16 protein-coding genes are annotated in these 19,509 nt (G+C 67.5%); 3 read left to right on the top strand and 13 right to left on the bottom strand.

Going from position 1 to position 19,509, the window contains the following annotated elements; genetic code table 11:
* Positions 1-37 precede the first annotated feature (37 nt).
* The 11 genes from gyrB to mutM all read right to left on the bottom strand — a co-directional run bounded on the left by gyrB (position 38) and on the right by mutM (position 11,095).
* Complete coding sequence (gyrB, locus tag CQ039_RS10680) at positions 38-2,467, bottom strand: DNA topoisomerase (ATP-hydrolyzing) subunit B (RefSeq protein WP_105562735.1); 2,430 nt, start codon at positions 2,465-2,467, stop codon at positions 38-40.
* A 245-nt stretch (positions 2,468-2,712) separates the two neighbouring features.
* Positions 2,713-3,891, bottom strand: a complete 1,179-nt coding sequence (gene recF, locus CQ039_RS10675) for a DNA replication/repair protein RecF (RefSeq protein ID WP_105562736.1) — start codon at positions 3,889-3,891, stop codon at positions 2,713-2,715.
* A 76-nt stretch (positions 3,892-3,967) separates the two neighbouring features.
* Positions 3,968-4,441, bottom strand: coding sequence for a hypothetical protein (locus CQ039_RS10670; protein ID WP_105562737.1), 474 nt, complete (start codon positions 4,439-4,441; stop codon positions 3,968-3,970).
* A 1-nt stretch (position 4,442) separates the two neighbouring features.
* Positions 4,443-5,561: a DNA polymerase III subunit beta gene (dnaN, locus tag CQ039_RS10665; RefSeq protein WP_105562738.1), complete on the bottom strand. Its 1,119-nt coding sequence runs from the start codon at positions 5,559-5,561 to the stop codon at positions 4,443-4,445.
* Positions 5,562-5,736: 175 nt separating this feature from the next.
* Positions 5,737-7,179: a chromosomal replication initiator protein DnaA gene (gene dnaA / locus CQ039_RS10660; RefSeq protein ID WP_105562739.1), complete on the bottom strand. Its 1,443-nt coding sequence runs from the start codon at positions 7,177-7,179 to the stop codon at positions 5,737-5,739.
* A gap of 518 nt (positions 7,180-7,697) precedes the next feature.
* Positions 7,698-7,967, bottom strand: a complete 270-nt coding sequence (rpsT, locus tag CQ039_RS10655) for a 30S ribosomal protein S20 (RefSeq protein ID WP_105562740.1) — start codon at positions 7,965-7,967, stop codon at positions 7,698-7,700.
* A gap of 144 nt (positions 7,968-8,111) precedes the next feature.
* Positions 8,112-8,897: an enoyl-CoA hydratase gene (locus CQ039_RS10650; RefSeq protein ID WP_105562741.1), complete on the bottom strand. Its 786-nt coding sequence runs from the start codon at positions 8,895-8,897 to the stop codon at positions 8,112-8,114.
* A gap of 40 nt (positions 8,898-8,937) precedes the next feature.
* On the bottom strand, positions 8,938-9,156 hold the full coding sequence (locus tag CQ039_RS10645; RefSeq protein ID WP_105562742.1) for a helix-turn-helix transcriptional regulator: 219 nt from the start codon (positions 9,154-9,156) through the stop codon (positions 8,938-8,940).
* Complete coding sequence (locus CQ039_RS10640; RefSeq protein WP_105562743.1) at positions 9,156-9,644, bottom strand: hypothetical protein; 489 nt, start codon at positions 9,642-9,644, stop codon at positions 9,156-9,158. Before CQ039_RS10640 ends, CQ039_RS10645 begins: the two co-directional genes overlap by 1 nt.
* 25 nt (positions 9,645-9,669) lie before the next feature.
* Positions 9,670-10,134, bottom strand: coding sequence for a hypothetical protein (locus CQ039_RS10635; protein WP_146112080.1), 465 nt, complete (start codon positions 10,132-10,134; stop codon positions 9,670-9,672).
* A gap of 97 nt (positions 10,135-10,231) precedes the next feature.
* Positions 10,232-11,095: a bifunctional DNA-formamidopyrimidine glycosylase/DNA-(apurinic or apyrimidinic site) lyase gene (mutM, locus tag CQ039_RS10630; RefSeq protein ID WP_105562745.1), complete on the bottom strand. Its 864-nt coding sequence runs from the start codon at positions 11,093-11,095 to the stop codon at positions 10,232-10,234.
* A gap of 462 nt (positions 11,096-11,557) precedes the next feature.
* Between mutM and CQ039_RS10620 the strand changes: the two genes are divergently transcribed.
* Positions 11,558-13,606: an OPT family oligopeptide transporter gene (locus tag CQ039_RS10620; RefSeq protein ID WP_105562747.1), complete on the top strand. Its 2,049-nt coding sequence runs from the start codon at positions 11,558-11,560 to the stop codon at positions 13,604-13,606.
* Between the two features lie 39 nt (positions 13,607-13,645).
* Here the strand turns inward: CQ039_RS10620 and CQ039_RS10615 are convergent, their stop codons facing one another.
* Positions 13,646-14,515 carry a LysR family transcriptional regulator gene (locus tag CQ039_RS10615; RefSeq protein ID WP_105562849.1) on the bottom strand — a complete coding sequence of 290 codons (870 nt, stop codon included), beginning with the start codon at positions 14,513-14,515 and terminating at the stop codon, positions 13,646-13,648.
* An 83-nt stretch (positions 14,516-14,598) separates the two neighbouring features.
* On the opposite strand from CQ039_RS10615, the gene CQ039_RS10610 reads away from it, so the two are divergent.
* Positions 14,599-15,660, top strand: coding sequence for a YeiH family protein (locus CQ039_RS10610; protein WP_105562748.1), 1,062 nt, complete (start codon positions 14,599-14,601; stop codon positions 15,658-15,660).
* Between the two features lie 128 nt (positions 15,661-15,788).
* Positions 15,789-17,621, top strand: a complete 1,833-nt coding sequence (gene typA, locus CQ039_RS10605; RefSeq protein WP_105562749.1) for a translational GTPase TypA — start codon at positions 15,789-15,791, stop codon at positions 17,619-17,621.
* A gap of 181 nt (positions 17,622-17,802) precedes the next feature.
* Here the strand turns inward: typA and CQ039_RS10600 are convergent, their stop codons facing one another.
* Positions 17,803-19,398 (bottom strand): phosphatidylglycerol lysyltransferase domain-containing protein, encoded by a 1,596-nt coding sequence (locus CQ039_RS10600; protein WP_233192728.1) that lies wholly within the window; start codon positions 19,396-19,398, stop codon positions 17,803-17,805.
* Between the last annotated feature and the right edge of the window lie 111 nt (positions 19,399-19,509).

Here is a 19,509-nt window from a genome sequence, read left to right as displayed (position 1 = left end):
GGACGGCCCGTCAGGCGGTTCAGACTGTGACCGACGATCAGACGTCGACGGCGGCGTCCAGGGCGTTCTCCTGGATAAACTCGCGGCGAGGTTCCACCACATCGCCCATCAGCTTGGCGAACAGGTCGTCGGCGTCGTCGCCGTGCTCGACCTTGACCTGCAGCAGGGTGCGGGCGTTGACGTCCAGCGTCGTCTCCCACAGCTGCTCGGGGTTCATCTCGCCCAGACCCTTGTAGCGCTGGATGGCCATGCCCTTCTTGCCGGCGTCCAGCACGGCGTTCAGCAGGTCCAGAGGCCCGCGGATCGTCGTGGACTTGTCCTTGCGGCGATAGACGCCGGGCTTGTCGAACAGGCCCTCGAAGACAGCAGCCCGTTCGGCCAGACGCCGCGCGTCCAGCGAACGGCCCAGTTGTTCGTCCAGGACGATGGTCTCCGTCACGGCGCGGCGGACGCGGCTGAACATGACCCCGCCCTGTTCGGCGCGCGCGCCCGACCACGGGCCGTCGCCTTCTTCGGCATAGAGGTTCAGGCGGTCTGCGGCGCTGGCGGCGCGCGCTTCCAGTTCGACGCCGCCTTCGGTGAACAGGCCGGCCAGGGCGCTTTGCTCGATGGCGAAGGCGGGGGCGCGAGCGGCCAGACGATCGACCAGGGCCTTGAAGGCCTTGGCTTCGCGGACCAGGCTCTGCAGGTCCAGACCCATGCGGCGCTCACCATTGGACAGGTCCAGTTCGGCGTCGGCGCAGCCTTCCTCGATCAGGTAGGCGTCCATCTCCGCCTGGTCCTTGACGTAGCGGTGCTGCTTGCCCTTCGACACCTTATAGAGCGGCGGCTGGGCGATATAGACGTGGCCGCGTTCGATCAGCTCCGGCATCTGACGATAGAAGAAGGTCAGCAGCAGGGTGCGGATGTGGGCGCCGTCGACGTCCGCGTCGGCCATCAGAATGATCTTGTGATAGCGCAGCTTGTCGGCGTTGAAGTCGTCGCGGCCGATGCCGGTGCCCAGGGCCAGGATCAGCGTGCCGATCAGGTCCGATGACAGCATCCGGTCGAAGCGCGCGCGCTCGACGTTCAGGATCTTGCCGCGCAGGGGCAGGACGGCCTGGTTTTCGCGATTACGCGCCTGCTTGGCCGAGCCGCCTGCGGAATCGCCCTCGACGATGAAGAGTTCGGACTTGGCCGGATCGCGTTCCTGACAGTCGGCCAGCTTGCCGGGCAGACTGCTGATCTCCAGCGCCGACTTGCGCCGCGTCAGGTCGCGCGCCTTGCGGGCGGCTTCGCGGGCCGAGGCGGCTTCGATGATCTTGGACACGATCATCTTGGCTTCGACCGGGTGTTCCTCGAACCAGGTGGACAGGCCCTCGGAGCAGAGGTTCTCCACCGCCGGGCGCACCTCGGACGAGACCAGCTTGTCCTTGGTCTGCGAGCTGAACTTGGGGTCCGGCACCTTGACCGACAGGACGCAGGTCAGGCCTTCGCGGGCGTCCTCGCCGGTCGGCGCGACCTTCTCCTTCTTGGCCAGGCCCGAGCTCTCGATATAGCTGCCCATGACGCGGGTCAGGCTGGCGCGGAAAGCCGACAGGTGGGTGCCCCCATCCCGCTGCGGGATGTTGTTGGTGAAGCACAGCATGGTCTCGTGGTAGCTGTCGTTCCACCACAGGGCCAGGTCCAGCTCGATGCCGTCCTTCTGGCCGCGAATGACGATGACGTCCTTCAGGATCGGGGTCTTGGACTTGTCGAGGTGGCGCACGAAGGCTTCGACGCCGCCCTCATAGTGCAGCATGATCTCGACCGGCTCGGCGCCGCGATGATCCGACAGCTTGATGACCACGCCTGAGTTCAGGAAGGCCAGCTCGCGCAGGCGGTGCTCCAGCGTCTTCAGGTCGAAGTCGATGTGGCTGAAGGTGGTGACCGAGGGGAAGAAGGTGACTTCGGTGCCGGTCAGCAGACGGCCCTTGTCCTCGCGCATTGGCGCCTCGCCGACGACGGCCAGCGAACGCACGGTCTCGCCGCGCTCGAAGCGGACGGTGTGCTTCTTGCCTTCACGATAGACGACCAGCTCCAGCCAGTCGGACAGGGCGTTGACCACGGACACGCCCACGCCGTGCAGGCCGCCCGACACCTTGTAGGAGTTCTGGTCGAACTTACCGCCGGCGTGCAACTGGGTCATGATGACCTCGGCGGCGGAAATGCCTTCCTCGGCGTGGATGGCGGTCGGGATGCCCCGGCCGTTGTCGGTGACGGTGACAGAACCGTCCTCGTTCAGGGTGACCGTCACCAGGTCGGCGTGACCGGCCAGGGCCTCGTCGATGGCGTTGTCGACCACCTCATAGACCATGTGATGCAGGCCGGAGCCGTCGTCGGTGTCGCCGATATACATGCCGGGGCGCTTGCGCACCGCGTCCAGGCCTTTGAGAACCTTGATGGAATCGGCGCCGTATTCCGGCGAGGCGTCAGTCTGATCGGTCATGAAAACGTCGGCTCAGGGTCCGCGAACGGACAGGGAAAAGACGGCCATTCAGCCGTCCGCATCAGGTCGCAATTCACCGCGCCCCGACGCCGATAACATATAGGAAATTTGACGGGAAAAGCCACCTCTCAACCCTTCTCCCCTTGCGGGAGAAGGTGGGCGCCGCAGGCGCTCGGATGAGGGGTCTCTCCGCGCGATGCTACAGCCGGCTGAACCGCGCCTCAGACGATGTTCCGAAGACGGCGCTACCCCTCATCCGTCAGGCTTCGCCTGCCACCTTCTCCCACAAGGGGAGAAGGCGAGGAAAGCGCCCCGCCTTCCACCGAAACGAACTGCGCCCGCCCTTCCAGGGCGGCGAACAGGCCGCGCTCCGTCCCCGTCATGAAGGCCTGAAGCTGGAGCGCCTCGATCTCGTCGAACAGAGCGGCGCGGCGGGCTTCGTCCAGATGCGCCGGAGCCTCATCCAGCAGCAGAACCGGCTGGGCCTTTTGACCCGCCAACCGCCCGACCTGGGCCAGGATCAGGTTCAGCACCAGGGCCTTCTGCTCGCCCGAAGACCCCTCGGCGGCGGGCCGATTCTTCTCGCGGTGGAGGGCCGTCAGGTCCGACCGATGCGGCCCGAACAGCGAGCGCCCGGCCGCTGCGTCGCGCGCCCGCGCCCGCACAAAGCCCTCGCCCAGCATCCCGACCACGTCAGCCTCGTCCGCCCCCGACGCCGCCATCTCTTCCGCCGCCCCGGTCAGACCCAGGTCGGCCTGCGGAAAGGGCCGGTCCCCGCGCGCATCAATCCCGACCTGCAAGGCCGCCAGCGCCCGCGTCCGCGCCACGGCGGCCCGCGCCCCGGCCTCGGACAGCCGCGCCTCCAGCGCATCCAGCCACAGCGGGTCGGCGGGCCGACCCTCCGCCCCGTCGGTCAGCAGCTTCAGCCGCTCGCGCAGGGCCCTTTCATAGGTCGAGACGGTCGCCGCGTGGTCGGGATCAGCCGCAAACACCAGCCGGTCGAAAAACCGCAACCGCCCCGCCCGCGCGTCGGAAAACAGGCGGTCCTGCTCGGGCGTGGCCCAGACCGGGCGCAGATGATCCAGCAGCTGCCCCGGCGGCGCCGTCTCGCCGTCGATGCGGACGATGCGCCGCGCGGCCCCCGCCGCCTGCACCCCGGTGCCCAGACGCACCTCCTCGCCGTCTTCGTTCAACGTCACCATGACGGCCCAGGCCCGACCCACAGCCTCGCCCGGCTCACGCCGCCCCATCTCCTGCGCCGTTGCCCCGCGCAGACCCTTGCCGGGGGTCAGCAGGCTGATGGCCTCCAAGAGGTTGGTCTTGCCCGCCCCGTTCGGCCCATGCAGCACCACGGCCCCGCCGGAAACCGGCAGGCTGGCGCTCGCATAGGAACGAAAGTCGGTGAGGGCGAGGGAGGTGATCATGCTTGGGTCAGCAGATACACCGATTTGGTCAGCAGAGACCGAATTAGAAACCGCTCACCCCGGCGGCCCCCGGGATTTAGAACCATTGCTCGTTCGGTTCGGCAGCCCCCGCCTGGAAAAGACCTTTCGTCGACTTTCCAGTGCGATCGACCAACGCGCAATCCACCATCGCAGCGTCCGCGACGAAGGGGCTCCAGCGGCACTCGCCAGCCCCCTCAACCTCGATAGCAGGACCACCCGCCCTGAAAAGAAAAGCCCGATTGATCGGCTGCACAACGATGTTGCCGTCGGAGGTTCGCCCCTTCTCGTCGCCCTCAAAACTCAGGGCACAGCATTCAGGCGTAATGGCGAAAGCAACGCTGACTCGACCGCAAGCGTAACTCCTGACAAGCACTGTATCTTGGCAGTCCGAGCTGAGGTCCGCTTCCTCAAAACTCAGCGCAGCACAGACGCCACGCAGATGAGTGGATGACAGCGGCGTTTCAACCTGAGCCTCCGCCGCACCTGCATACAAGGCGGTGGAGACCAGAAGAAGAACCGCAAGGCGCACGCTACACACGCAGCGGCATCAGCACGTACTGCACGCCCACGTCGGCCGGGTCGAGCACCAGGGTGGGGCTGGCCGGGTCGGCGAATTTGAAGTGGGCGGTCTCGCCGGTGATCTGGCCGGCGACGTCCAGCAGGTAGCGGGCGTTGAAGCCGATTTCGAACGGCTCTTCGGAATAGCCGATCTCGACCTCTTCCTCGGCCTGGCCGGCTTCCATGTTGCGGACCGTCAGCTTCACCCGGTCGTTGTCGAAGGCCAGCTTCACCGAACGGCTCTTCTCGGCCGAGATGGTGGCCACGCGATCGACGGCCTTGGAAAACAGGGCATTGTCGATGTCGGCCTGCTTGTCATTGCCCTTGGGAATGACGCGCAGATAGTCGGGGAAGGCGCCGTCGATGACCTTGGAGGTCAGGCTGGCCTCGCCGAACTCGAAGCGGATCTTCTGGGCCGAGACCTGGACCTCGACCGGACCGGCGCCGTCGTCCAGCAGACGACGGACCTGATCCACCGTCTTGCGCGGCACGATGACGCCGGGACCGCCCGCCGCGCCTTCCGGCGCCGGGGTCTCGGCCAGGGCCAGGCGGTGGCCGTCGGTGGCCACGGCGCGCAGCAGCGGAATGCCGCCGTCCGACACCGTGTGCAGATAGAGGCCGTTCAGATAATAGCGCGTCTCTTCGGTCGAGACGGCGAAACGGGTCTTGTCGATCAGACGCGCCAGATCTTCCTTGGGCAGGGTGTAGCGCGCGCCCGAGGTCTCCGTGGACATGACCGGGAAGTCGCCAGCCGGCAGGACCGGCAGGTTGAACTTGGACCGCCCCGCCGAGATCACCAGACGCGGATCATCGCCCGAATAGGTCAGCGAGACCTCGGCGCCGTCCGGCAGCTTCTTGACGATTTCATACAGGGTGTGGGCCGGGGCCGTGATCTGGCCCTCGACGTTCACCTGGGCCTCGGCCTCATCCACCATCTCCATGTCGAGATCGGTGGCGGCGAAGGACAGGCGGTCGCGCCCGGCGCTCAGCAGCACGTTCGACAGGATCGGAATGGTGTTGCGGCGCTCGACCACGCTCTGAACGTGCCCGAGGGCTTTCAGGAGCGCGGAACGTTCGATGGTCAGCTGCATGTGGTCTCGCCCGGGCCGCGACGCCTTTATCAGCGTCGCCGTAAGGATGGGCTGGAACACTAGCGCATTGAGCGGCGGGGGCAACGGGGGGCCGACATCCTGTGACGTCTGCCCCCGCTATCCACAGGCCTGCGGTGGAAGCTTTAGCCGCGCAGCTTGTGCGTCACTTCCCGTTCTAGCCGCGCAGTTTGCGCGTCAGGGCCTCGACGTCGCGAGCGATCTGCTCTTCCTTGGGCATCAGCTCCTCGATCTTGCGCACGCCGTGCAGGACGGTCGTGTGATCGCGTCCGCCGAAGCGACGGCCGATGTCGGGATAGGAGCGGGTCGTGTGCTGCTTGCACAGATACATGGCGATCTGGCGCGGGCGGGCGATGGCGCGGGTGCGGCGCTCGCTCAGCAGATCGGCCTGCTTCAGGTTGAAGTGGTCGGCGACCGTCTTCTGGATCTCATCGACGGTGATGCGACGCTCGGGACCGCCGCGCAGGGCGACGCCCAGCAGGCTCTGGGCCTCGTCGACGCTCAGGGCCGAGAGGCGAGCGCCGGCGACGGCGGCCAGGGTGTTCACGGCGCCTTCAAGCTCACGCATCGAGCCGGGGGTGCGATCCACCAGGTGCTCCAGCACGTCGATGCGGGCCTCGCCCGAGACGACGCCCAGCTTGGCCAGGGCGTTCAGACGCGACTGGGCCACGGCGATCTTCAGATTGCGGTCGGCGGCTTCAACCGGGCAGGTCAGACCGGCGGCCAGGTGGCTGCGCAGGCGCGGCTCGACATCGGTCAGGGCGGTCGGGGCGCGGTCGGCCGACAGGACGATGCGTTTGCCGTCCTCGATCAGCGAGGTTAGGGTGTTGAGCAGTTCTTCCTGGGTCGAGGTCTTGCCGCCGACGAACTGGACGTCGTCCAGCAGCAGCATGTCGGCCGAGCGCAGGCTTTCCTTGAAGGCCGCGGTCGAGCGGTCCTGCATGGCGCGCACGAAGGTCGAGAGGAACCGCTCGGCGGTCAGATAGACCACCTTGGCGTCGGGGCGCAGACGCTGCGCCTCCCAGGCGATGGCGTTCAGCAGGTGGGTCTTGCCGTAGCCGTAGGGGCCGCAGAAGAAGACCGGGTTGAAGTGGCCGTCAGCCCAGCTGGCGACCTGCTTGGCGATGGCCAGGGCGAAGGCGTTGCCTTGGCCTTCGACGAAGCTGTCGAAGTTCAGGCGCTCTTGCAGACCGGCGGCGCGCACGGCGCGGGCGCCGTCGGTCGAGGGGGCGAAGGTCGAGGCGAGGGCCGAAACAGGCGCGGGGGCGATCACGCCGCCCACCGAGGCCAGGCGCGGGGCCTCGCCGGCGGGGAAGGCGGTGGCCGGGGCGGGCGACCCCACCTCGGCGCGGCAGCGGACGTCCAGACGACGCGACAGGCCGTCCAGGCCCAGCCACAGCTCGTTCATGCGACGCAGGGCGTTCTTGCGCACCCAGTCCCGCGCATAGGCGGTCGGCGTCACCAGGATCAGATTGCCGCTCGCGTCCAGGCGCACGGCCGACGGCGCGATATAGCTGCTGAACGGACCGTCGCCGATCTCGGTCTTCAGGCGGCCCGCCGCCTCAGTCCAGATACGGTCCGGATCCGTCATGCCCGTCATCGCGCCCCCCAATATCGTCAAAACACACCCGCCAAGAGTTAGAACCACCGAACGAACGCACAACGAAGGCGACAGCCGGGACGACTTCTCCTGCCCCGCAAAACCGAGGTTTTGCAGGTGGGGTCGTACTCACGGACAGACGTCTCCCGCCGGCGGAAACCATTGATTTCCCCCGTCTTCATCCGGATTGGGATGGAAGTGCGTTACAGGCCAAAACTTACGCGTCGCACGGCGGAGATCAACGCTGATTCGAGTCGAGATTCGCACTTAAATTGTTTGACTCCGGCAAACCCCGGCGTCGCTTGGGAAAATGGCGATTTCGCCCCATTCGCTAACGCTGGATTCTATGGAATTCCGTCCGAGACTTAGCGCCAGACAGCAAGACGGCGAGGGAGCTTGCGCTTCCTCGCCGTTGAAATCGTTAGATTTTCTTGCGACAACCCGGTTACGGGTCGTCCGAGCGCGTTAGATGACGTCGTTTGACAAAGGCGTGAAAGCCCGTCCCGACCTCGCCTAAATCAGGCGGCCGACAGCTTCTTCAGCTGGGCGGCCAGGCGCGAAACCTTGCGCGAGCCGGTGTTCTTGTGAACCACGCCCTTCGACACGGCGCGCATCAGTTCCGACTGAGCCGTGATGAAGGCGCTCTTGGCGGCTTCGACGTCTCCGCCCGTCAGGGCTTCTTGGAACTTGCGCAGGTAGGTGCGAACGCGCGTACGGCGGGCCTTGTTCACTTCGGTCCGCGCTTCGATCTTGCGGATCGCCTTGCGGGCGCCTGCATTGTTGGCCATCGGGTAAAAACCTTCGAACGAAAACGCCGCGAACCCACGTCCACGGCGAGGAAATCTCAAGAGCGGGCGGCTATAGCGGAAAGGCTCCGGCCGGTCAACGCGACGCGGCCGGAATTGAGTCGGGGCCTAGGTTTGGGCCTGGGTTTAGCGGCCCGTGAAGGCGGGTTTGCGCTTCTCGACGAAGGCCGCCATGCCCTCCTTCTGGTCGTCGAAGGCGAACAGGGAGTGGAACAGGCGGCGCTCGAACACCACCCCTTGCGCCAGGGTCGTCTCGAAAGCGGCGTTGACCAGCTCCTTGTTGGCCATGACCGCCAGGATGGACTGACCGGCGATCTTGGCCGCTGTGGCCCGCGCCTCGTCCAGCAGGGCCTCAGACGCCACCACGCGCGACACCAGGCCCGAACGCTCGGCCTCGGCGGCGTCCATCATCCGGCCGGTCAGACACATGTCCATCGCCTTGGCCTTGCCCACCGCGCGGGTCAAGCGCTGCGAGCCGCCGATGCCGGGGGCCACGCCCAGGTTGATCTCGGGCTGGCCGAACTTGGCCGTCTCGGAGGCGATGATGAAGTCGCACAGCATGGCCAGCTCGCAGCCGCCGCCGAGCGCATAGCCCGACACCGCCGCGATGATCGGCTTGCGGAAGCTCGCCACCCGGTCATGGGCGCGAGCGAAGAAGTTGCCGCGGTACATGTCGGCATAGGCCTGATCGGCCATCTCCTTGATGTCGGCGCCGGCGGCGAAGGCCTTGACCGAGCCGGTCAGGACCACGCAGCGCACGCTGTCATCGTCGGCCACGCTCTCCAGGAAGTCGCCCAGTTCGCCGGTCAGGGTGGTGTTCAGCGCGTTCAGCGCCTCCGGCCGGTTCAGGGTGACGACCGCATAGCCCTCGGCATGGCGTTCGATCAGCAGGGTGGAATAGACGTCGGCCATCGGGGCGCTCCTCATAATCATTGAGCCGAGGTCTAGCGCCTCAGCCCTCCCACTGGAACACCTCGCCGATTTCGACGCCAAAGACCTGGGCGATACGGAAGGCGGCCTCCAGGCTGGGCGAGTACTTGCCCTGCTCCATGGCCACGATGGTCTGACGTGTCATGCCGATGCGCGCGGCCAGGTCGGCCTGGGTCATCTCGCCGGCGTGAAAGCGCAGTTCGCGGATGCGGTTCTTTATAGGAGGCGGCGCCTTGCCCATCACCGCCCCCGCTTCAACAGGGCCAGGGACAGGGCCCAGCGCGCCAGTTCCGACAGCATGATGCAGCCCAGAACCGCATTGGCGACCAGGACCAGGCCGTTGCCGGGGATCATCCACCGCGCCAGCCCCTCGGGCCTCACGCTGCCCCAGAAGCCGACGCCATAGGCGACTGCCGAGACCGTGACCAGCAAGCCGATCAGCAGCATCAGCGACACATGGCTGGCCTGCAGCGTCGCTGCGCCTTCGCGCTCGTCCCGCGCCCGGCGCTCGGCCTTGGAGGTCGTCAGCATGGCCAGGGCCGTCAGCCCGGCCTCCAGCACCACCACCGCGACCAGGCCAAGAATGAACAGCCCGCCCATGTCGGCGGCGAAATCCGCCTGTTTCAGTCCGCCGGCCAAGACCCGCTCGCCAAACCGCCAGGCATAGGCGCCCCAGACCGCCAGCCCGGCGATGATGGCCACCCACAGATGCTTCTCACGAAAGCTCATGACGCGCTCCTTATCCGTCGCGGCCTCAACCGACGCGGCGCAGCAGGGTGATCTGGGTGGCGTGACGCACCACCTCGGACAGGGCCAGGGCGAAGATGAAGCCGTTGGCCGCCAGCAACAGAGCCGGCGCCAGAGGATCGGGTCCCAGCATGTCCGGGTGACGCAGAGCGTAGGAGTAGCCATAGGCCGACAGCGCCCCCAACGTGCCGCTCATGGTCACGAAGGCCGTATAACTGGCCTTGAGGGCCACGCCCTGCTCGCGCTCATCGACCACGGACCGCTCGGCCTTCGAGGTGCTGACCGCCGCCAGGATGGAAAATCCGACGTGGGCCGCAAGGCTGAAACCGATGCAGACCCCCATGGTCCACAGCACCAGATCCTGGGTCAGCAGGCCGTCGGCCGCTTTCAGCCCCAGCCGCACGAAGTAAAAGCTCCACACCGCCGAGGTGGTCAGCAGCACGCCCCACGACAGTTTTTCCCTGAACGACATGGCCGCCTCCTCCTTGATCCCAAGCGATGAGGCGATGTCGCACGACGCAGACATCATGTCTATTATTTTTTACATCACGTCGGATTTTTCCGACACATCACCGTTTTTGGCAGACCGGACAGAAGAAGGTCGAGCGCCCGCCCTGGACCAGGCGCGCCACTGCGCCGCCGCAACCCTCCGTCCGGCACGGCTCGCCCTCGCGGCCATAGACGTCGAAGCGATGCTGGAAATAGCCCTGCCCGCCCTCGACATTGGCGAAGTCCTTCAGCGTCGAGCCGCCCGCCGTGATGGCGTCGGCCAGCACCTGCCTCACCTCGGTCGCCAGTCGCTCCAGCCGGGGCCGGCTGACCTTGCCCGCCGGGGTCAGCGGCGAGATGCGCGCGCGATACAGGGCCTCGCAGACATAGATATTGCCCAGACCCGCCACATTCCTCTGGTCCAGCAGCGAGACCTTGATGTTCTGCGCCTTGCCGTCAAAGACCTCGGCCAGATGAGCGGCGGAAAAGCCGTTGCCCAGCGGCTCCGGTCCCAGATCCGCAAACCAGGCATGCCCCTCGACCGCCTCGGTGGGGATCAGCCCCATGAAGCCGAAGCGCCGCGCATCGGCGTAGCCCAGCCGCGTCAGCACCCCGGCCCGTTCCGCCGTCAAGCTCATGTGCTCATGCTTGCCCACGACCGGCGCATCCGTCTCGAACGCCCCCGGAGCCGCGCCCTCCAGGGTGAACCGCCCCGTCATGCCCAGATGCGTCACCCAGGTCTCGCCGGTCGACAGCGGGAACAGCAGATACTTGGCCCGCCGGTCCAGCCGCAGCACCGTCGCCCCGTCCAGCCGCTCCACGAAGCGCTCGGGAAAAGGAAAGCGCAGGTCCGGCCGGTTCTGACGCGGCAGCGTCAACCGCGCCCCCTCCAGCACCGGCTCCAGACCACGCCGCACGGTTTCGACTTCGGGTAATTCAGGCATGGCGCATATCTATTCCTTCTCCCCTTGCGGGAGAAGGCGGCTGCCGAAGGCAGACGGATGAGGGGTCTCGCCGCGCATTGAACCGAGCCCCGTGGCCGCCGTCGCGCAACCCCTCATCCGAGCCCTTCGGGCCCACCTTCTCCCACAAGGGGAGAAGGAAAATGCGCGCGCCATCACAACTCGCCCCGCCCAGCCCTCTCACCGCCCGCGTTATCGCGAGGCGGGCAGACCTGTTCTCCCTCCCCTTCATGGGGAGGGTGGCTGGCGCGCAGCGCCAGACGGGTGGGGGCGCTTGGGCTATACAGACTCAGAACTCGGCATCACCTGGTCCTCCCCACCCGGTCGCTGACGCGACCACCCTCCCCATGAAGGGGAGGGAGAGGTCTTCGCCTATCTCTGCGCGACCCGTTGTCACGGCCGCGCTTTCGGGATTACCTCCGCGCGACAATGGAAAGAACCCGCATGACAGACAGCCCTCCCAGCACCGGCAAACGCATCGAACTGACCATCCGCGCCCTGATCCTGGGCTGCTTGCTGGCGGCGGTGTTTACGGCGGCCAACACCTATCTGGGCCTGAAGGTCGGCCTGACCTTCGCCTCGGCCATTCCGGCGGCGGTCATCTCCATGGCCCTGCTGCGCGCCTTCAAGGGCTCAACCATCTGGGAGAATATGACGGTTCAGACCGTCGCCTCGGTTGGCGGCGCCATGAGTTCGATCATCTTCGTCCTGCCCGGCCTGGTCATGATCGGCTGGTGGATGAACTTCCCCTTCTGGGAGTCGGTGGCCATCTGCGTGCTCGGCGGCGTGCTGGGCGTGACCTTCTCCATTCCCCTGCGCCGCACCCTGGTGGTCCAGGGCGGCCTGCCCTACCCCGAGGGCGTCGCCGCCGCCGAGGTGCTCAAGGTCGGCTCGCCGGGCGCCGATGAATCCGCCGAGGCCGTGCGCGAGAACCGCTCCGGCCTGTTCGTGGTGATCGGCAGCGCCATCGCCTCGGCCTTCTTCGCCTTCCTGGCCTCGGCCCGCGTTTTCGCCGCCGAGACCACCGCCTTCGCGCGCCTGCCCGCCGCGCTCGGCGGCGGCGCCACCGGCGTCGGCTTCTCCATGCAGTTCGCCCTTCTGGGCGCCGGCCACCTGATCGGCCTGGCCGTCGGCCTGACCCAGTTGTTCGGCCTGGTCCTGGCCTGGCTGATCTTCGTCCCCATCCTGACCTCGCCCGAGTTCGTGGCCTGGGCCGCCGCCCACGGCGTGCCCTCGATCGCCGCCAGCCTGCCTGCCGGCGCCCCGGCCGAGGAACTGGCCATGACCGTCTGGGCCAAGGAAGTCCGCTTCATCGGCGCCGGCGTCATCGGCGTCGCCGCCCTGTGGACCCTGGCCAAGCTGGCCAAGCCCCTGGTCGCCGGCCTGGCTTCGGCCATCGCCGCCCAGACCAAGCGCGCCCACGGCGAGGTTCTGGACCGCACCGAGCAGGACATTCCGATCAAGTTCGTCGGTCTGCTGTCGATCGCCGCCCTGGTCGGCATCGCCGTCCTGCTGGCCGTCTTCGCCCAGGGCACGGCCCTGGCCGGTTCAGCCCCCCTGCTGGTCGTCGGCGGCCTGATCTATGTCGTGGTCGTCGGCTTCGCCGTGGCCGCCATCTGCGGCTACATGGCCGGTCTGATCGGCTCGTCCAACAGCCCGGTTTCGGGCGTCGGCATCCTGGCCATCATCATCGCCTCCCTGCTGATGCTGGGTGTCATGGCCATCGCCGGCGTGCCTGCCGATCCCTCGATCATCGCCTTCGCCCTGATCGTCACCGCCGTGGTCTTCGCCGTGGCCGTCATCTCCAACGACAACCTGCAGGACCTCAAGACCGGCCAACTGGTCGAGGCCACGCCCTGGCGTCAGCAGACGGCCCTGCTGGTCGGCGTCGTCGCCGGCGCCCTGGTCATCCCCTTCGTCCTGGACATGATGAACCAGGCCTTCGGCTTTGAAGGCGGCCCCCCCGCCATCGTGCAAGGCGCCCAGACCCTGGCCGCCCCGCAGGCCACCCTGATCTCGGCCCTGGCCAAGGGCGTCATCAGCGGCGAGCTGCGCTGGGACCTGATCGGCGTCGGCGCCCTGGTCGGCGTCGGCGTCATCATCCTCGACGTCGTCCTGCGCGGCGCGACCAAGGACAAGGTCAAGCTGCCGCCTCTGGCCGCCGGCATCGGCGTCTATCTGCCGGCCGCCGTCACCACCATGCTGGTCGTCGGCGCCGTCTGCGGCTGGGCCTATGACAAGTGGATCGCCACGACCCGCTTCGCCGACGTGGGCCGCCGCATGGGCGTTCTGCTGGCCTCGGGCCTGATCGTGGGCGAAAGCCTGTTCGGCGTCTTCACCGCCGCCGTCATCGTCAGCACCCGGAACGAAGCGCCCTTCGCGCTTCTGCCCAAGGACACGACCTGGCCCGCCATGTGGGCCGGTCTGGCCGCCTTCGCGGTCCTGACCTTCGCTCTCTATTCGTGGATCCGCAGCCGCTCGGCCAAGGTCTAGAACCTCTACAAGGCGGAGGCGAAGGCCTCCGTTCTTTCCTCACAGCGCGGAAGCAAAAGCTTCCGCGGCGCGACTGGGCCGCCGTTCGCGGTGGCGCAGCAGATGAAACGGCCGCTCGGGCAGTTCGAGCGGCAGACGAACCAGCCGCCCCGCCTCGATCAGGGGCTGGGCGGCCAGTTCCGAGATCGCCGTGACCAGCCCCCCCGCCGCCACCGCCGACAGGATGGCCTCGTTGGACGGCAGGGTCAGGACCGCCCGCAAGCTTCCCGCCACGCCGCGCGGCAGCGCCGCCTCGAACTCGCTGCGCGTCCCAGACCCCTCCTCGCGCAGCACCCAGTCCAGCGCCTTCAGCTCCGCCGCCGATAGCGCCTCGATTCGCCCGGCCAAGGGATGCCCCGGCGCCGCCACCACCACAAGCCGGTCGGCGTCGATCCGCACCTTCTCGACCCGGGACGCCTCGAACGCCCCCTCGATCAGGCCCAGTTCCGCCTCGCCCGCCAGCACCGCCTCGACCACCCGGTGCGTATTGCCGATCGACAGGTGCAGTTGGATCTCCGGATGGGCCCGGGCAAAGGCCGCCATGCGCGGCGGCAACCAATAGGCGGCGATGGTCTGGCTGGCGAACAGCCGCACCGAGCCGCGCTTCAACCCGGCCAGATCGTCCAGCGCCTGCTCCGCCGCCTCGGCCTGGGCCAGCACGGCGCGGGCCTCGGGCAGGAAGGCGGCCCCTGCCGCGTTCAGCGCCAGCCCCCGTCCGACCCGGTCGAACAGCTGGGTCCCGTGCCGCGCCTCCAGCGCCGCCACCGCCGCGCTGACCGCCGACTGGGTCAGGTGCAGCGCCTCCGCCGCCCGCGTCATGTGCAGGCGCTCGGCCACGGCGACAAAGATGCGGAGCTGTTCCAAGGTCATGGCCAATCAATCGCTTTTATCGATTGTTAAATCCAGAACTATCCGTTGGAACGATCAGACGACGGAGCAGATGATGCGCCGTCATGACGACCGCCCATCATTCCAGCACCCACGCCCACCACGGCCCGACCGATCTGTTTCAGGGTCTGGCCCGCCTGCTGCCCGGCGTCCTGCTGAGCGCCGGGGTCGGCGCGGTCGCCTATGGGCTGCAGATCATCGAGACCAACCTTTTCGGCCATCCCTGGGTCGAGGGTCTGGTCATCGCCATCTTGATGGGGGCGGGCCTGCGCCTGTTCTGGACCCCGTCCAGCGTCTGGGCGCCCGGTGTGCAGTTCAGCGCCAAGACTCTGCTGGAGGTCGCCGTCGCCCTGCTGGGCGCCACCGTGTCGGGCGCCGCCGTCATGGCCCTGGGCCCCATCCTGCTGCTGGCCATCGTCGGCGTGGTCGTTCTGGCCATCGTCGGCGGCTATGCCCTGGGCCGCGCCTTCGGCCTGCCGCCGGCCATGGCGCTTCTGGTGGCCTGCGGCAACGCCATCTGCGGCAACTCGGCCATCGCCGCCGTCGCCCCGGTGATCGAGGCCGAGGGCGAGGACGTGGCCGCCGCCATCGGCTTCACCGCCGTCCTCGGCATCGCCGTGGTCCTGCTGGTCCCCGTCGTCGGGGCGTTGGCGGGCTTTGACGCCACCAAGGTCGGCGTCCTGGCCGGTCTGACCGTCTATGCGGTGCCCCAGGTCCTGGCCGCCGCCGCCCCCGCCGGACTGCTGGCTGTCCAGACCGGCGCGATCGTCAAACTGGTCCGCGTCCTGATGCTGGGCCCGGTCTGCCTGGTCCTGGGCCTGATGCGTTCTGGAAAAGTCGAAGGCGCCAAGCGGCCCAAGCTGCACCACATGGCCCCCTGGTTCATCATCGTCTTCCTGATCCTGATGGGTCTGCGCTCGACGGGCCTGATCCCCGAGGTCGTGCTGCCCCCGCTGCAGGCCGGCGTGACCGCCATGACCCTGATCGCCATGGCCGCCCTGGGTCTGATGGTCGATCCGCGCGCCGTCGTCCGCGCCGGGCCGCGCGTGGCCGCCGTGGCCGCCCTGTCGGCCCTTCTGATCGGCGCGCTTGCGCTGGCGACGATCGTGCTCATTTTACCCGCCTGACGCACAATCGAACCGCCCCGCTGGCCTTTCGGTCGATAGGGCTGTAAGAGGCGCCGCTTCCTTCCCGCTTTCCGCATCTTGCAGCGGCCCGGACTTCCGTGGCCGAACACAGTCCGCCCGAGCCCGAAATGAACCTTCGTAACGTCGCTATCATCGCCCACGTTGACCACGGCAAGACCACCATGGTTGACCAGCTGCTGGCTCAGTCCGGCGTCTTCCGAGCCAACGAGGCGACCACTGAGCGCGCCATGGACTCGGGCGACCAGGAAAAAGAGCGCGGCATCACCATCCTGGCCAAGTGCACCTCGGTGCTCTGGAACGGCAAGGCCGGCGAAACCCGCATCAACATCATCGACACCCCCGGCCACGCCGACTTCGGCGGTGAAGTCGAGCGCATCCTGGGCATGGTGGACGGCTGCGTCATCCTGGTCGACGCCGAAGAGGGCGTCATGCCCCAGACCAAGTTCGTGCTGACCAAGGCGCTGAAGATGGGCCTGCGTCCGATCCTCTGCATCAACAAGGTCGACCGCGCCCACGCTGACCCGGACCGCGTCCACAACGAGACCTTCGACCTGTTCGCCGCCATCGGCGCGACGGACGAGCAACTGGACTTCCCGCACATCTACGCCTCGGGCCGTTCGGGCTGGGCGACGCTGGACCTGAACGTCCCCAACGACAACCTGCACCCGCTGTTCGACCTGATCGTCGACCACGTTCCCGCGCCCAAGGTGCAGGAAAACAAGGACAAGCCGTTCCAGATGCTGAACGTGCTGATCGAAAGCGACCCCTTCCTGGGCCGCCTGCTGACCGGCCGCATCCAGAGCGGCAAGGCCGTTCCCGGCATGGCCATCCACGCCCTGGACCGTGACGGCAAGGAAATCGAGCGCGGCCGCATCACCAAGGTTCTGGCCTTCCGCGGCCTGAAGCGTCAGGCCCTGGACGAGGGTTCGGAAGCAGGCGACATCGTCGCCATCGCCGGCATGTCCAAGGCCACCGTGGCCGACACCCTGTGCGCCATGGAAGTCGTCGACGCCCTGCCGGCGCAACCGATCGACCCGCCGACCATCTCGATGACCGTCTCGGTCAACGACAGCCCGCTGGCCGGTCGCGAAGGCGACAAGGTCCAGTCGCGCGTCATCCGCGACCGCCTGCTGAAGGAAGCCGAAGCCAACGTCGCCATCCGCGTCACCACGACCGAAGGCGGCGACGCCTATGAGGTCGCCGGCCGTGGCGAACTGCAGTTGGGCGTTCTGATCGAAAACATGCGCCGCGAAGGCTTCGAGGTCTCGATCTCGCGTCCGCGCGTGGTCTTCCAGACCGGCGAGAACGGCGAGAAGCTGGAGCCGATCGAAGACGTCATGGTCGACGTCGACGACGAGTTCTCGGGCATCGTCATCGAGAAGCTGTCGGCCCGTAAGGCCGAGATGACCGACATGGGTCCGTCGGGCGCCGGCAAGACCCGCATCCAGCTGAAGTGCCCCTCGCGTTCGCTGATCGGCTATCAGGGCGAGTTCCTGACCGACACGCGCGGTTCGGGCGTGCTGAACCGCGTCTTCTCGCACTATGAGCCGCACAAGGGCGCCATCGAGGGCCGTCTGAAGGGCGTGCTGATCTCGAACTCGGACGGCGACACCGCCGCCTTCGCCCTGTGGAACCTGGAAGACCGCGGCGTCATGTTCGTCGGCGCCGGCGAGAAGACCTATCAGGGCATGATCATCGGCGAGAACAGCCGTTGGGACGACCTGGACGTCAACCCGATCAAGGGCAAGCAACTGACCAACGTCCGCGCCGCCGGCAAGGACGAGTCGGTTCGCCTGACCCCGCCGCGCGCGATGTCGCTGGAACAGGCCATCGCCTACATCGAAGAAGACGAACTGGTCGAAGTGACGCCCAAGTCGATCCGTCTTCGCAAGGCGGTTCTGAACCCCTCGTTCCGCAAGAAGCGCGTCAAGCCGGACTAAGGCTGACGACAACCGAAACGAAGAAGGCGGTCCGCAAGGGCCGCCTTTTTTGTTGGGCCCTCTTGCTTGGGCCTACCGCCCTTCGGGCTGCTTGAGGCCGTCTTGGTTGGACCTGCCGCCCTTCGGGCTGCTTGAAGCGCGCTTTCTACTCCCTCTCCCGATGGGAGAGGGCTGCAGACTTCTACTTCCTCACCCCCAGCAGCCCCAGCCAGCCGCCGCTGGTCAGCAGGGCCACATCCAGCAGGGCCAGGGCTAGAGGGGTCGAGGTCGAGGCGGCGATGAATTTCGGCCGCCAGTCCGGCCCGAACTTGGACTTGTAGGCGCGCAGACCCTGGAAGCCGTAGACCGCCCCGCCCTCCTCGAACACCAGGGCGCCGACGCGGGCGAAGACGGGGGCCAGGCGCCGGTCCTCCAGACCCGACAGGGGCGCCATGCCCAGGTCGAACCGCTTGAAGCCCTCCGCCCGCGCCCACTGGGCCGTGCGGGTGAACAGATAGTCCATGATCCCGTGCGGCCCCTCCGGGTCATGACGCATCAGGTCGATCATGACCTCCTCGCCCTTCGCCCCGACCAGCAGGTTGGCGAAGGCCACGATCCGCCCTTCCTCCCAGGCCACGGCGACCGGCGAACGATCCAGATAATCGATGTCGAAACGGCCCAGCGAAAAAGCCTTCTCCGATCCGTTGTGGTGATCCAGCCAGGCGTCAGACACCGCCCGAAGCTCGGCCTCCAGCGGCCGAACGGCGCCCGGCGCCAGCACCTCGAAGGTCGCGCCCTCGCGCTCGGCCCGGTTCACAGCGGTCCGCAGGTTCTGCTTGCCCTTGCCCTCGGTCGAGAAATGCTCGGCGTCGATGACGGCCGCCTCGCCGACCTTGCGCACGGCCAAGCCCAGGGTGGCCAGATCCGCCAGCATGCCCTCGCCGACCGAATAGAAGACCGGCGTGCCGCCATAGCTGTCGGCCATCTCGGCGAAGGCCCACAGCAGTTCCAGTCGTTCCGCCTTCAGCCCCGCCGCCTCGCCCATGGCGATCCAGCGCCGCCCCCGCACGCGATAGGCGATGAAGCTGCGCCCCGAGGGACTGAACAACAGGGCCTTGTCGCCCAGCAGGGCCAAGCCCGCCTCGGGCGCGGCCGTGTCGGCCTCCAGCAGGGCCGCGCGGGCGCGCTCGATGTCGGCCGGACCGGCCGGGCCGTGGCTGCGCGCGCCCGGCGCCGTCAGCAAGGAGCGCACCGCCACCGCCAGGGTCAGGATCGCCAGCACGGCGCCCGCCCGCAGGAAGCCCGAGGCCTGCTTGTCCGTCAGAAAGGTCCACCACAGCTCATCGGTATAGGCCGTGTCGCGATAGGCGAAGAAGCCAAGCCAAAGCATGGCCACGACGGCGGCCGCCAGCATCAGCAGCCAGCCGGGCCTCAAGGGTTCGCCCAGACGCGACCGCCGGTTGAAGGCCGCCCGGCACGGCAGCAGCAGGGCCGCCGCCAGGGTCAGCTCGGCCGCCTCTTCCCAGTCCAGGCCCTTCATCAGCGAGAAGACCGCCCCCAGCATCAGGCCGAACAGGGCGGCGTAATAGGCGCCCCGCCGTCGGCGCCACAGCCCCGCCGACACGAGCAGCAACAGGAAGCCGGTCACGCTGGCGCCGAAATGCGACAGGTCGATCACGATGGGGGCCGAGATCCGGTCCAGCAGCTGCAGCCGTCCGGTGAAGGCCGGGGTCGCCGCCGACAACAGCATGATCGCGCCCAGAATGAAGGAGGCTACGGCGAAGACCTGGGGCGTCAACTCATAGGCAAGGCCTCCCAGTCGCTGGAGGATTCGCCCGGCTCCGCCCTGTCGTTTCGTCGCTGTCATTCGTCCTCTCGGGGTGTGCGCCCGTCATAGAGCAAGAATCGG

Source organism: Brevundimonas sp. MYb52 (assembly GCF_002979535.1).
Taxonomy (GTDB): Bacteria; Pseudomonadota; Alphaproteobacteria; order Caulobacterales; family Caulobacteraceae; genus Brevundimonas.
The sequence above is the reverse complement of the archived record's forward strand: the minus strand, read 5'-3'. Positions and strand labels throughout refer to the sequence as shown.

Bases quoted from the DNA above. Each gene is read 5' to 3' on its own strand.
- gyrB (WP_105562735.1), bottom strand. From the start codon at position 2,467: ATGACCGATCAGACTGACGCCTCGCCGGAATACGGCGCCGATTCCATC.
- recF (WP_105562736.1), bottom strand. From the start codon at position 3,891: ATGATCACCTCCCTCGCCCTCACCGACTTTCGTTCCTATGCGAGCGCC.
- dnaN (WP_105562738.1), bottom strand. From the start codon at position 5,561: ATGCAGCTGACCATCGAACGTTCCGCGCTCCTGAAAGCCCTCGGGCAC.
- dnaA (WP_105562739.1), bottom strand. From the start codon at position 7,179: ATGACGGGCATGACGGATCCGGACCGTATCTGGACTGAGGCGGCGGGC.
- rpsT (WP_105562740.1), bottom strand. From the start codon at position 7,967: ATGGCCAACAATGCAGGCGCCCGCAAGGCGATCCGCAAGATCGAAGCG.
- CQ039_RS10650 (WP_105562741.1), bottom strand. From the start codon at position 8,897: ATGGCCGACGTCTATTCCACCCTGCTGATCGAACGCCATGCCGAGGGC.
- CQ039_RS10645 (WP_105562742.1), bottom strand. From the start codon at position 9,156: ATGGGCAAGGCGCCGCCTCCTATAAAGAACCGCATCCGCGAACTGCGC.
- CQ039_RS10640 (WP_105562743.1), bottom strand. From the start codon at position 9,644: ATGAGCTTTCGTGAGAAGCATCTGTGGGTGGCCATCATCGCCGGGCTG.
- CQ039_RS10635 (WP_146112080.1), bottom strand. From the start codon at position 10,134: ATGTCGTTCAGGGAAAAACTGTCGTGGGGCGTGCTGCTGACCACCTCG.
- mutM (WP_105562745.1), bottom strand. From the start codon at position 11,095: ATGCCTGAATTACCCGAAGTCGAAACCGTGCGGCGTGGTCTGGAGCCG.
- CQ039_RS10620 (WP_105562747.1), top strand. From the start codon at position 11,558: ATGACAGACAGCCCTCCCAGCACCGGCAAACGCATCGAACTGACCATC.
- CQ039_RS10615 (WP_105562849.1), bottom strand. From the start codon at position 14,515: ATGACCTTGGAACAGCTCCGCATCTTTGTCGCCGTGGCCGAGCGCCTG.
- CQ039_RS10610 (WP_105562748.1), top strand. From the start codon at position 14,599: ATGACGACCGCCCATCATTCCAGCACCCACGCCCACCACGGCCCGACC.
- typA (WP_105562749.1), top strand. From the start codon at position 15,789: ATGAACCTTCGTAACGTCGCTATCATCGCCCACGTTGACCACGGCAAG.